The organism is Planktothrix pseudagardhii (genome assembly GCF_904830925.1).
In the GTDB taxonomy this organism is placed as follows: domain Bacteria; phylum Cyanobacteriota; class Cyanobacteriia; order Cyanobacteriales; family Microcoleaceae; genus Planktothrix; species Planktothrix tepida.
In genome coordinates, this window is sequence record NZ_LR882967.1 from 2,075,924 (window position 1) to 2,088,699 (window position 12,776).

Annotated in this window: 9 protein-coding genes, 1 tRNA gene and 1 pseudogene; 5 read left to right on the forward strand and 6 right to left on the reverse strand. The window is 37.5% G+C overall.

The annotated features are described in order from the left end of the window. Positions 1–42: 42 nt before the first annotated feature. A complete protein-coding gene (gene accC, locus NMK36_RS08825; protein ID WP_072720207.1) occupies positions 43–1,395 on the reverse strand; it encodes an acetyl-CoA carboxylase biotin carboxylase subunit in 1,353 nt (450 codons plus the stop codon). A gap of 169 nt (positions 1,396–1,564) precedes the next feature. Between accC and NMK36_RS08830 the strand changes: the two genes are divergently transcribed. Continuing rightward, positions 1,565–1,645: transfer RNA gene (locus tag NMK36_RS08830), tRNA-Leu, on the forward strand. Positions 1,646–1,763: 118 nt separating this feature from the next. Here NMK36_RS08830 and NMK36_RS08835 read toward each other — a convergent pair. The 3 genes from NMK36_RS08835 to NMK36_RS08845 form a co-directional block, all read right to left on the reverse strand. After that, a complete protein-coding gene (locus NMK36_RS08835; protein WP_072720206.1) occupies positions 1,764–2,846 on the reverse strand; it encodes an ATP-dependent 6-phosphofructokinase in 1,083 nt (360 codons plus the stop codon). A gap of 230 nt (positions 2,847–3,076) precedes the next feature. Then, entirely contained in the window at positions 3,077–3,202 is a 126-nt protein-coding gene (locus tag NMK36_RS08840) for a hypothetical protein (RefSeq protein ID WP_139295104.1), read from the reverse strand. 122 nt (positions 3,203–3,324) lie between these two features. Further along, the gene (locus NMK36_RS08845) at positions 3,325–4,245 is read right to left on the reverse strand and encodes a glycosyltransferase family 2 protein (protein WP_254173550.1); all 921 of its coding nucleotides are present in this window, start codon (positions 4,243–4,245) and stop codon (positions 3,325–3,327) included. Positions 4,246–4,419: 174 nt separating this feature from the next. On the opposite strand from NMK36_RS08845, the gene NMK36_RS08850 reads away from it, so the two are divergent. The 3 genes and pseudogenes from NMK36_RS08850 to NMK36_RS08855 all read left to right on the forward strand — a co-directional run. Further along, on the forward strand, positions 4,420–5,622 hold the full coding sequence (locus NMK36_RS08850) for an argininosuccinate synthase (protein ID WP_072721052.1): 1,203 nt from the start codon (positions 4,420–4,422) through the stop codon (positions 5,620–5,622). A gap of 253 nt (positions 5,623–5,875) precedes the next feature. Beyond that, complete coding sequence (locus NMK36_RS28960) at positions 5,876–6,001, forward strand: hypothetical protein (RefSeq protein WP_367997174.1); 126 nt, start codon at positions 5,876–5,878, stop codon at positions 5,999–6,001. A gap of 12 nt (positions 6,002–6,013) precedes the next feature. Next, positions 6,014–7,351, forward strand: a pseudogene (locus tag NMK36_RS08855) (alpha-amylase); the annotation flags it as partial. A gap of 10 nt (positions 7,352–7,361) precedes the next feature. Here the strand turns inward: NMK36_RS08855 and NMK36_RS08860 are convergent. Together NMK36_RS08860 and NMK36_RS08865 are read right to left on the reverse strand one after the other, a co-directional pair. After that, positions 7,362–8,690: a hypothetical protein gene (locus tag NMK36_RS08860; protein ID WP_254173551.1), complete on the reverse strand. Its 1,329-nt coding sequence runs from the start codon at positions 8,688–8,690 to the stop codon at positions 7,362–7,364. A gap of 6 nt (positions 8,691–8,696) precedes the next feature. Further along, the gene (locus NMK36_RS08865) at positions 8,697–12,257 is read right to left on the reverse strand and encodes a protein kinase domain-containing protein (RefSeq protein WP_254173552.1); all 3,561 of its coding nucleotides are present in this window, start codon (positions 12,255–12,257) and stop codon (positions 8,697–8,699) included. Between the two features lie 142 nt (positions 12,258–12,399). On the opposite strand from NMK36_RS08865, the gene NMK36_RS08870 reads away from it, so the two are divergent. Then, the gene (locus NMK36_RS08870) at positions 12,400–12,771 is read left to right on the forward strand and encodes a cupin domain-containing protein (protein ID WP_254173553.1); all 372 of its coding nucleotides are present in this window, start codon (positions 12,400–12,402) and stop codon (positions 12,769–12,771) included. Positions 12,772–12,776: the final 5 nt, after the last annotated feature.

The following is a 12,776-nucleotide window of genomic DNA, read 5'->3' on the forward strand; positions in this document are numbered from 1 at the left end:
CTATCAAAGGGGTGCGTGAGCCAAGCTCATACACCCTAATTTTTATTGTCCTTGTTTCATCATTTGTTCAACAAAATTGGTATAAATTTCTCCTCGTAAAAATTCAGGAGTTTCCAGAATTCTTTGATGAAATCCTATGGTTGTTGGAACTCCAGTAATGGCAAATTCTCGTAAAGCCCGTTTCATTCTCAAAATTGCAGTCGGACGGTCTGGGCCCCAAACAATTAATTTCCCAATTAAAGAGTCATAATAAGGCGGAATTTCATAGTCTGTATAGACATGGGAATCAATTCTGACCCCATTTCCTCCGGGGGGTAAATAGCCACTAATACGACCGGGGTGGGGGCGGAAATTATGGTCAGGATCTTCTGCATTAATCCGACATTCAATGGAATGACCCCGCAGTTGAACTTTATCTTGAGTTAAGGATAATTTTTCTCCTTGGGCGATGCGAATTTGTTCGGCGATTAAATCTAATCCGGTAATCATTTCCGTAACCGGGTGTTCCACTTGAATGCGAGTATTCATTTCCATAAAATAGAAATTACCCGATTGATCAACCAGAAATTCTACCGTTCCCGCCCCGGTATAATTAATAGATTTTGCTGCTTTTACCGCCGCCATTCCCATTTTGTGCCGCAGTTTTGGAGTCATCACCGGACTAGGCGCTTCTTCTAATAGTTTTTGGTGACGGCGTTGAATCGAACAATCTCGTTCTCCCAGATAAATCACATTGCCATAATTATCAGCCAAAATCTGAATTTCAATATGGCGAGGACGTTCAATAAATTTCTCTAAATAAACCCCCGGATTTCCAAAGGCGGCTTCTGCTTCCCCTTGGGCAGCCGCGAAGAGTTTGGGGAGATCCTCTTCGTGCTTGACTAATCGCATTCCGCGACCGCCACCCCCTGCGGTAGCTTTAATAATGACCGGAAAACCGATTTTTTGGGCTAGTACCAGGGCTTCTTTTTCGTCGCTCAGGAGTCCGTCACTACCGGGGACGGTGGGAACCCCGACACGCTGCATCGTTTCCTTGGCGGTTGATTTGTCCCCCATAGACCGAATCGCATCTGGGGTAGGGCCGATAAAAGCAATTTCGTGATCGGCACAAATTTCGGCAAACCGGGCGTTTTCCGCTAAAAACCCATAGCCGGGATGAAGGGCTGTGGCGTTGCGAGTTAGAGCCGCCGCGATAATATTAGGAATATTCAAATAACTTTTACTGCTGCTGGGTTCCCCAATACAAACCGCTTCATCCGCAAGTTGGACATGAAGGGCGTGACGATCTACCGTTGAATGAACAGCAACCGTCGCAATACCCATCTCCTCGCAGGTGCGAAGAATCCGTAACGCTATTTCCCCTCGATTGGCAATTAAGATTTTTGAGAATCGCATCTTTTGTTGCTCTTGCTGTTGCTGTTCACCATTCAGTTAGGATAGAGGATTTTGGTCATCACGGGAAGAGGGGATCCGGGAAAAAAGTAGGAAAAAAGGGTGACACTTTTAGGAGGCTGTGCTATATTAGTAAATTAGCTGCTAAATTAATTCAAGGCAGTGTTCATAAGCGGATGTGGCGGAATTGGTATACGCGCACGTTTGAGGGGCGTGTGGGCTTCCCTTGCGAGTTCGAGTCTCGCCATCCGCATTGATAAATTGATTCTGAATTACCTCTGCGAAATGTGGGTTTTAATTAATCACTATCCCCCTCCCGGAGCGGGGAAAGGGAGGTAGATGATTAATCAATCAGGGAGAATTAAACAGAATTAATCTCCTAAACAAATTCCCATACTTCGAGCCGTTTCGACTAAGATATCATTAGCATTAACAGCCCGATATTGAGCGATCGCATCCAAAATTGGAATATTGGCTACTTGACGATCTCGCCAAACCACCACTCGATCATATTTGTCTTCCGCAATTAAATCAACGGCTGCGACCCCAAAAGCAGAAGCAATAATGCGATCAATCGGTGAAGGAGTTCCCCCTCGTTGAATATGACCCAGAACTGTCACGCGAGTTTCTGCGCCACTGCGATCGCAAATTTCATCCGCTAAATATTGCCCAATGCCTCCTAAACGAGCTTGTCCCATGCGATTAATATTAGTTACAGGTTCTCCCGTTTCTGTTTTAACCGCTTCTGCAACAACCACTAAACAATAGTTTTTTCCTTGTTTTTGTCGTTCTGCAATTTGCTGACAAATTCGATCCAAACTGTAAGGAATTTCAGGAATTAAAATAATATCTGCACCTCCGGCAATTCCCGCATGAAGGGCAATATGTCCTGCATCTCGCCCCATAACTTCTAAAATCATCACGCGACTATGACTGGCGGCAGTAAAATGCAGACGATCTAAAGCTTCCGTGGCAATATCAACGGCTGTACTAAAACCAATGGATAAATCCGTGCTTCCCACATCATTATCAATCGTTTTAGGAATACCAATTAAATTAAGATTTCCTTGTTGGGCAATGCGTCGCAAAATCGCTAAACTGCCATCTCCTCCAATGCCAATTAAGGCATTTAATCCTAAGAGATGATACCCTTCAATAATCTCCTCAGAGCGATCCAGTAAACTCCCATCCGCCATGGGAAAGGCAAAGGGATCACCTTTGTTGGTAGTTCCCAAAATTGTCCCCCCGGCGGTGAGAATATTATCGATTTTATCAATCGTTAGAGGAACGCTGTTCACGGGACGAGTCATTAACCCTTGGGTGGCTTCTCGAATGCCGAAAACCTCCCATCCAAAGGTTCCAGATGCCCGATATACCACAGCCCGAATTGCTGCATTTAAACCTGCACAGTCTCCCCCACTGGTTAAAATACCAATGCGTTTTTGTTCTCCCATATTTTGGTGAATTGTGGATTACAGATGCAAATTTTTAGATTACATCCGATTGGGAAATAATCAATAAATCTTTGCTCATCTTTAAGATTTGGGTTAGAAACCTGGGGGAAAATACAGGTATAAACACTTATTAATCTGCTGAAATCAGGGCTTTAACGGGAATTTGGATCTCTGCAAAGGCTAGGGGTGTGATTTCACCTTTCGTTATCCGTGTTTAGAACAGGTATATCTTATCGATTTTTTCCCCCTAAACTGCCGACAGTGACAGTCCCGGTATAAATCCCGATTCGCATTCCCACCACAGGTAATTTTTGTTGTTGCCATTTTTGGTTTAATTCTGATAAACATTGACCCATTTCTAAAGCACAATCAACAGCATTTAAATAGTAAGCTTTGATTGATTTTAGAACTACTATTTTATATAAATTGGTATTTACACCCCAAGTTTAGCAAACTGTGTGATGGATAACCTGGAGTTTTATTTCAACTCCTGATAAGCAGCAAAAACCGCTTTCACATTATACCAATTCAAAAATATCCTGGCTATTTCTAGTGCTAACTGTGATTTTCCTTGGTTAATTAAATTTTGTAAAAATCCTGCCATTGTTTTTTCATTTAAACGTCCTCCAAAAGACAATAAACCCCATAATATTTGATGTAATAGAGTCATTTGAATCATCATTTTAACTTCAAAAGAAGGATGTTTTTTATAAAACAAAACCCCCATTTTTCCCCGTTGAATTTCTCGATCTATTAATTTTGGTAATTGCTCTAAACTAAAAGCTGGATGCCAATGATATCCTACAGCATCAGGGCATTTTATTAATTTTAAGCCTAATTTTTTTAACCTAACCCCTAGTTCTAAATCTTCCCAACCATATTGTTTAAATTGACAATCAAATAATCCCGCTTCAATTAACCAATGACGAGCGATCACAACATTTCCTGTCGCAAAATAAGCCGCAGAAAAATCTGTAATTTTATAAGGTTCAGACGTGGGATTCTCAAAATTACAAGTATTAATCACTCGACCATAGGTAAAAATTTTATCTGAAGTTTTGTATCCTTCTGCTAATGTCTCTGCATGGGATTGTAAAAACGTTTCTGTCACCACTAAATCACTATCAATAAAAATAATAGTCTCCCCTTTTGCCTGTTCTACCCCTAAATTTCTGGCAGCCGCTGGCCCTTGATGGGATTGACAAAATACCCGGACATGGGGCAATTTTAACCGATTTTCCTCTAACCAGATTAATGTGCCATCCGTTGAACCATCATCGACAACAACCACTTCATAATCGGTAATCGGATAATGATATTGTTGTTGTTCTAAGGCTTGTAAACACTTTTGTAAAATCGGTAAACGATTATAGGTGGGAATGACAACACTTAAAAACACAGTTTTTATAACCTAAAACCTCAATCAATCTTATTATTAACTACTCACAGTCAGAAAATCTAGCCGCCTCGTGTTTCTGCGACCCTAAACTAAATATTCTCAATCCCTGACATCCAAAGAGCATCAAAGACGAGATAATGTAACATTTGGTTACTTCAGGAGAACATATTAATCATGGGTCGCGCTGAAAAAGTTGTGCTTGCTTATTCCGGTGGAGTGGATACCTCCGTTTGTATCCCCTACTTGAAAAATGAATTTGGCGTTAAAGAAGTGATTACCCTCGCCGTAGACTTAGGACAGGGGGATGAACTGGGGCCAGTCAAACAAAAAGCTTTAGACTCTGGTGCTGTAGAATCGTTAGTCATTGATGTGCAGGAGAGTTTCGTTAAAGATTACGCTTTCCCCGCCATTCAAGCCAATGCGTTGTATGAAAACCGTTATCCTCTCGCTACAGCCTTAGCTCGTCCGCTCATTGCGAAAACCTTAGTGGAAGTCGCCGAAAAATACGGTGCGGATGCTATTGCTCATGGTTGTACCGGAAAAGGCAACGACCAAGTGCGGTTTGATGTGTCTGTGGGTGCATTAAACCCGAAATTGAAAATTTTAGCCCCCGCGCGGGAATGGGGAATGAGTCGGGAAGAAACCATCGCCTATGGGGAAAAATTCGGTATTACATTCCCGGTGAAAAAATCCTCACCCTACAGTTTAGATAAAAACTTATTGGGAATTGCCATTGAAGCAGGGCCATTAGAAGATCCTTGGACGGAACCTTTAGAAGAAGTTTATGCAATGACAAAACCCATTGCTGAAACGCCTAACGAACCGGAATATGTTGAAATTGGGTTTGAGAATGGGGTTCCTATCAGTTTAAACGGGGAAACTATGAACGGGGTTCAGTTAATTGGAAAATTAAATGAAATTGCCGGAAATCATGGCATCGGACGCATTGACATGATTGAAAACCGTTTAGTCGGCATTAAATCACGAGAAATTTACGAATCTCCGGCGATGATTGTGTTAATTAATGCCCACCGAGATTTAGAAAGTTTAACGTTAACCGCCGATGTGACTCGGTATAAACGGGGCATTGAAGAAACCTATAGTCAGTTAGTTTATAATGGCCTGTGGTATAGTCCGTTAAAAGCAGCTTTAGATGCCTTTATCCAACAAACTCAAGCCCGAGTTTCTGGTACAGTTCGGGTGAAATTGTTCAAAGGAAATGCAACTGTTGTGGGTCGCAAATCTGAAAATTCTCTCTATAGTCACGACTTAGCAACCTATGGTTCTGAGGATGTTTTTGATCACAAAGCAGCCGAAGGTTTCATTTATGTTTGGGGTTTACCGACTCGCGTTTGGTCGGAAAAAATGAGAGGTTAAATTCATCAGAGGGTGAGTCCTTGCTCACCCTACGAGCCAATCAAAATATAATATGTCCCTGGTCTTCATATCGTTCAAACATTACCATATCAACAATCTCGCTAAATTTCTATAAAAGGTGTCTAGGATGATTACTCTCAGTATAATATTCCCAGGGAAAGAGAAAGGCGATTATTTTAATCTAAATCAAAGGATTTAAGAGACTTAACCCCAAACCCAATCCATACTTACGATTTTATATCAATGAGGGAACATGGCAAAAATTAATGGTGTGATGATGCAATATTTCCATTGGTATCTCCCGGCTGATGGAACCTTGTGGGATAAAACAAAAATTAACGCCCAAGAGTTAGCGGATGCAGGAATTACGGCTTTATGATTACCCCCGGCTTACAAAGGCGCAAGTGGTGGAATGGATGTGGGATATGCCGTTTATGATATTTATGATTTGGGAGAATTTGATCAAAAAGGGTCAATTAGAACGAAATATGGCACTCGTCAAGAATATTTAGATGCGATAAACAGCTTACATCAAGCAGGAATTGAAGTTTATGCTGATACGGTATTAAATCACAGAATCGGGGCAGATGGAACAGAAGTGGCAAAAGCAACTCCTTTTCCTCAATATGATCGGAAAAATCCAAAAGGAGATTTACGAGATATTAAAGCTTATACTATCTTTAACTTTCCAGGTCGCCAAGGAAAATATTCTAAATTTGAGTGGCATTGGTGGCATTTTGATGCTGTTGATTATGATGAATTTACCAAAGAATCAGGAACCGTTTATTTATTTGAAGGCAAAATTTTTGATGATTATGTTGCCTTGGAAAATGGCAATTTTGCTTATCTAATGGGAGCAGATTTAGATTTCCAATATGAAGAAGTCAGAACTGAAATTATCAACTGGGGGAAATGGTATCTCGATACAACGGATGTGGATGGATTTCGCTTAGATGCCATTAAACACATCTCAACTTGGTTTTTCCCAGAATGGTTAGATGAAATGGAAAAATATGTCGGTCGGAAATTGTTTACCGTTGGCGAATATTGGGCACCGGATACGGGCATATTGAATTGGTATTTAGACAGCGTAGGTCAACGAATGTCCGTGTTTGATGTTACCCTTCATTATAATTTCCACTATGCGAGTAAAGCTGGGGGATATTATGATATGCGAACCATTTTGGATGGAAGTTTAATTAAAGGACGGGCAATGAATGCCGTTACCTTTGTTGAAAACCATGATTCTCAACCGTTACAAGCCTTAGAATCAGTCGTTGAACCTTGGTTTAAACCCTTAGCTTATGCCATTATTTTATTGCGTCAAGAGGGTTATCCTTGTATTTTTTATGCCGATTATTACGGTGCAGAATATGAAGATAAAGGACGGGATAGCAATACTTATAAAATTGTTTTACCCTCCCATAAAGAGTTTATTGATCAGTGTCTTTATGCGCGTCAAAATTTCTGCTACGGCTCTCAATATGACTATTTTGATCACCCCGATATTATTGGTTGGACTCGCTTAGGAGATGAACAACATCCGAAAGCAATGGCAGTGATTTTAAGTGATGGCCCAGAAGGAATTAAACCGATGGAAGTGGGTAAAGCCAACACTAAATTTTATGACCTAACAGGGAATATTCAAGAGCCCATTGAAACGAATGATTCTGGTTGGGGTGAATTTTCTTGTAAGGGGGGTTCTGTTTCTATTTGGGTTCAGGAATAGCCATTAAATATTAAGATTTTGACTTAGGTTTCAGTCGAGGAATCTGTTGGCTACTATAAGTTAAAGGGTAGTCAACTTTTCCTATTTTTGGCTTTTGCCACCAAGAAGGCAGTTTACTATAAGAAATTGACATGGTTTTACCATCGGGAGAAACTTTATAAATCCATTGACGATCTTCACAAATTGAGGTTTCTAGTCCAGGAACTTTCTCCGGCCATTTGCCTTGTTTTGCAGCAATTTCCTTGACTTGTATAATCTTGAGTGTTAGTTCCCAATCAATTAATCTTCGGAATAATTTCGGCCATTGATTTGTTAATGATGTTATTGATTCCTCATCTAAACTATTGACTAAACTCCATGATGCCAGAGGTTGTAAATATATATTTTTGTACTTTTGAAATTTCTCAGGATCAAAATCACAAAAATTTTTATTAGGGATAGATTGAAGAAATAAATGTCTTTTTATAAAAAGATCAATTACTGAAAACCTTAAGTAAGGTTTATGAAATAAATAAATAAATTGAGCAAAAAGATTTTGGGATGGGTTATCATCTTTATTGACAAGTTTAAAGTCAAAAGTTGACAAATTAGATAAACTATTATATGCAGCCCATATTTCCATCTCATTACTGATCAAAAAAGAGTTATAGTAATCCTGATTCAATAACTGATTAATGCGACCTTGCCATTCAGGAGGTACATAATCGAGCTTACGAAATAAACCAATCAAATAAGAATCTATAATTAGAGAAACAAGTTGAGCAATTAATGTGGGTTGTTTTCTGATAGATTCTCGGATTCTCCAACTGAGTTCTAAATTATCTAAAACTTCTTGAATTTGACCTGAACGGATTTTATCTAAACTATCTAAAGCTAAAAATTGTTGTAAATTAGCAAAGGACAAAAAGCCAGGTAAAGGAGTTTCCCAAGTCGCATTCAAATAGATTTCAGTATCCCATTGAGGAGGATCAATCGTTAAAATTTGATGGCGAATTGCCGTTACTTTAGGCTCAAAATCAGTTAAAATATCATGTATTTTTTGAGGGGCAATATCAATAGTTTTTAACTGATTTTCTAGTTGATTTTCTAAATATAACTTTATTGCTTCCCTATTATTTAAATTGTCAAAAAAAATAAAAGTATATCTTAATTTTTCGAGTTTTAAAGCTGATTGATTGGTTTTTACTATTCCGATTTTTTTTTCAAAAAAATTATCCCGATATTGATCGATAGGTTGCTTTTGCTGTTGAGCATAGATATTTCCCCCAATGACCCAAAGTAAGGCAATCGAGATTAAGGTTATATTTAAAATAATTAATAATCGGGTTGTGTTTTTCATGTTGAATTAACGATTTAATTGAGCAAAATGTTCTAAGAGTAAGCGATGAATAAAGATATAGCTTCCTCCAATTTTTTGTAAAAATATCCAGCCAACAGCGACATCTAAAAATTTAGCATAATTCCAAGGAATAGATCGATTTAAACAGAGAATACACCGCAGAATAAAATGTTTAATAGCTGCGCCACCTCCTCCTATTAATCCGACTAAGATTCCTAATGTAATTTTGTTTGAAATGGGTAAGTAAAAACCTAAAATTTTAGAAAAAATTTCTAAAAATATTATAGAAACAACGCTTAAAATAACTGCATTTTTAAGCGATTGAAAAATTCCTTGATTCGGGATAGTCCTGTTTTCAATAGTTGTCCCCGTTAATCCCCCTAAAATTCCTCCGATGATTCCTCCAATGATTTCAAAAATTAAGCTGAACACCATAATGTTAATTAACATAAAAACAAAAAGAACAATAGGCTGTTCTGCCAGTTTAAAAGAAAAAGTTGGTATTGATTCATCAATACTATTATAGGTCATTGTAAAAGCAAAATTTAAAAGCGTAATAAAGGTATAAGTTATGCCAATGAAAGCTCCAATCCCTAATCCCCAAAACAAACTTCTGGTTAAACTTTTTTTAGCCTGATTCCATGACCATTTCAAGGTCTCTGTAGGAACAATTTTATCATTAATTAATTGTAAATTAATCAGTGCAATTAATCCGCCAGACAAACCGCCAATCAGTCCAAAATCCATAGAATTTTGCGAAATGATCATCCACAATATAAATTGAGTGAATCCATTAATTAAGATTAATAAAATAGCTCCGATTGGATTTGATAATCTTTTCCTCAGTAAAATAAAAATTGTTCCCAATATATAACCATTCAATAATCCCAAAAATAAACCATCAAAAATAATTATAATAGAATCATTAGAAATCTGAATTGTGTCTCGAAATAAAGTTACAACACTGGATAGAATAACTTGAAATAAAACACATAAAATTAGATTAAATATTAAATACACTAAGCTAGTATAGATATCTTTTTGCCAATTTTTATCTAACCAAGTTAACTGTAAAGATTCGATTGAAAATACGGTTTGGGAGTGTTTTACCATATTTTTAGCCAACCAACTTAAGTAATGAATAACTTTTTCCTGAGAATAGCGTTTGTTTACACGGCGACGTAAGAACATCCGTTTAATATAAGTATCAAATAAATGGGTTCTTCTGCCTTCAATGGTGCTAAATTCTAAGAAATCTGAAGGTAAAATTCCTGAATAAGCGAGGGTGATAATACTCAACATTAAGGGAGATTTTGTTAATTCTTGTAAAATCATATCGGTTTTTAATGCCTCTTTTACTGTGGTAAGTTCTGAACCTGCACGATTAAAATAGTCTTGAACTTGATCGACAGTTAAGGGTTGTAAACAAATAGCAGTTTGTAATTTGAGGCGAGTTTTGAGTGCTTGATAATCACTGATGCGACTACAAACAACAATTTCATGATCCCCATTTTTTTGCAAAAATTGGTTTAATGCGATCGCACAATTTTCTCGATTTTCTAAACTCACTTCATCTAATCCATCTAATAATAACAATAATTGATTCGACTCAACTAGCCGTTTTGCCAAGGTTTTAGACACTTGATATTGAGTATTCAATTCGGAAATTAACCAATCAGCGATCGCTTGTTTTCCACCTTTCCAAGAAGATAAATTAAACACCACAGGAATTAACTGATTAATATCTTGTTCAGCGTGTTCAATTAAATCTTTCGCCAATTCTAATAAAGTTGTGGTTTTTCCTGATCCGGGTTCTCCTAAAATTAAAAGTGATCGTCCTTCTCCCAATTCTAAAAACTTTTGACTCACTTTTATTCCTTGCAATAAACGGTCTTGATGATCATCAGGAGTTCCCCATAAAATATCCCAAGGTCTTTCAACCAAATCTAAACGAAATTCTAACCCTAATTCTATCATTGCTCGACCATATAAGGATGTTTCTAAAACGCCTTTTACCCAAAAATTTTTAACTTTATTGATTAAAATATGTCGATCTCTATCATTCGGAAATGTTGATTTAAGAGAAGATTGATTTACAGGCTTAACTGGGGTTTTTACCAAGGTTTGAATTGACGATGAAACAGGTAATATTAAATAAGTTGGCAGGGCTTCGGGAATATTTTTTAAGTCTAATTCACCTAAATAACTAACAGGAACTTTCAAAGAATTTTTGACTACATCATAAACGATTTTAGAAATACAAATTCCCCCGGGTTGAGCTTTTCCTTCTAAACGTGCAGCAATATTAACTCCATTTCCCATGACATCTTGATCTTGAATAAAAATATCACCTAAATGAATACCAATTCGATGTAATAAAATTTCATTTTCTGGTAAATTTTGTGCTGTTTTTGCTAAATCTTCTTGAATTTTAATTGCACAGTTAACTGCTTGAATTGCACTAGAAAAGTACATTAATAATCCATCCCCTGTAGATTTAATTACAAATCCATTAAACTCCTGACATAATGTTCTCATTCGGTGCAAATCACGACGAATTAAATTTAGAGTTACCACTTCATCTTTAGACATTCTGGCACTAAATCCAACGGCATCTGTAAAAACAATAGTTGCTAGAGTTTGACGATTATTTAACTCAGAGGGTAAATCTTCTAATTCTTCTCTGATTTTATTGGGTATAAACGAAGATTTAACCGCAGGAGTGGGATCTATTAATCCAGATAAGTCTTGTAAAACTTCTGTTACCGTTTGATAGCGATCGCGAAAATCATAACGTACCATTTTATCTAAAATATCATATAAAAGCGGAAGTTGAGTTTGAGTATTATTTTTTAATAGCAGAGATCTCCACTGAATTTCATGAGTTTGGGGATTTTCAGGAAGTTGATGGGGTAATACTCCTGTTAAGGCTTGAATTCCTAACATTCCTACCGCGTAAATATCACTACAGAATCGAGGTTTACCCTGGGTTTGTTCTGGGGGCATATAACCCGAAGTTCCAATAGCAATACTAGAGGTAATTACTGCTTCAGAATTAGCCGTTTCAATCATAATTTTTTTAACCGCACCAAAATCAATTAAAACTAGCTTTCGATCTGGATTGCGACGCATTAAATTAGAGGGTTTAATATCTCGGTGAATTACGTTATGATCATGAACAAATTCGAGAATTTTTAACAGTTCTTGAAGGAGATTAATCACTTTTATTTCATCCCCATAGGATTCAGAGATCAATTCCTGACGTAAATCCCAACCCTGAATAAATTCTTGCACTAAATAAAACTCATTATTTTCTTCAAAGTGGGCTAATAAACGAGGAATTTGAGGATGTTCTCCTAACTGATAAAGGGTTTGAGCTTCTGTTTCAAATAAACGACGAGCAGTATTTAAAATAGCAGGTTGGGAAGACTGAGGTTTGAGTTGCTTAACAACACATTGGGGATGTCCTGGTAAATCTAAATCTTTCGCTAGGTAGGTTTCGCCAAATCCCCCACTTGCAATGGAACAGATGATTTTATAACGGTTGCGAAGAATCGTATTCAGCATACAAACCCTGTCAAAACTTAAGAACTGGTTTTTCTAGTCTTGATTGTGGCAAATTTTTATTAATCCGTCACCTAAAATTATGATATAATAGGTTAAAATTTGTATAAATTATGAAACCTTAAACTTTCGTTATACAATTACCATGCCTGATTTTATTGAACAACCGAGTCGGATTACATCTGCGGGTAATAAACCCAAATTAATTGATGAATACATCGGACGAGTTAACAGTCAAACCGATACCGTTAGTATAGCTTATATGAACTCTCCGGGGGGATGGATTGAACCGGGACAGCGACCCGAATTTGATGAATTTACAGTGGTTTTAAAGGGAGTATTACGGGTAGAATATGAAGGAGGTCAACGGGATATTTTAGCAGGACAAGCGGTAATTACGCATAAAGGAGAATGGGTACGTTATAGTACACCAACGCAAGATGGCGCGGAATATGTGGCGGTTTGTCTTCCGGCTTTTTCTCCGAATATTGTGCATCGAGATCAGGATCAGGATTAACTTTA

What these genes read in the sequence shown, in the direction of transcription:
- NMK36_RS08870 (WP_254173553.1), top strand. Translation starts at nt 12,400, where the DNA reads ATGCCTGATTTTATTGAACAACCGAGTCGGATTACATCTGCGGGTAAT.
- NMK36_RS28960 (WP_367997174.1), top strand. Translation starts at nt 5,876, where the DNA reads ATGGCAAAAATTAATGGTGTGATGATGCAATATTTCCATTGGTATCTC.
- NMK36_RS08860 (WP_254173551.1), bottom strand. Translation starts at nt 8,690, where the DNA reads ATGAAAAACACAACCCGATTATTAATTATTTTAAATATAACCTTAATC.
- NMK36_RS08850 (WP_072721052.1), top strand. Translation starts at nt 4,420, where the DNA reads ATGGGTCGCGCTGAAAAAGTTGTGCTTGCTTATTCCGGTGGAGTGGAT.
- NMK36_RS08840 (WP_139295104.1), bottom strand. Translation starts at nt 3,202, where the DNA reads ATGGGTCAATGTTTATCAGAATTAAACCAAAAATGGCAACAACAAAAA.
- NMK36_RS08835 (WP_072720206.1), bottom strand. Translation starts at nt 2,846, where the DNA reads ATGGGAGAACAAAAACGCATTGGTATTTTAACCAGTGGGGGAGACTGT.
- accC (WP_072720207.1), bottom strand. Translation starts at nt 1,395, where the DNA reads ATGCGATTCTCAAAAATCTTAATTGCCAATCGAGGGGAAATAGCGTTA.
- NMK36_RS08865 (WP_254173552.1), bottom strand. Translation starts at nt 12,257, where the DNA reads ATGCTGAATACGATTCTTCGCAACCGTTATAAAATCATCTGTTCCATT.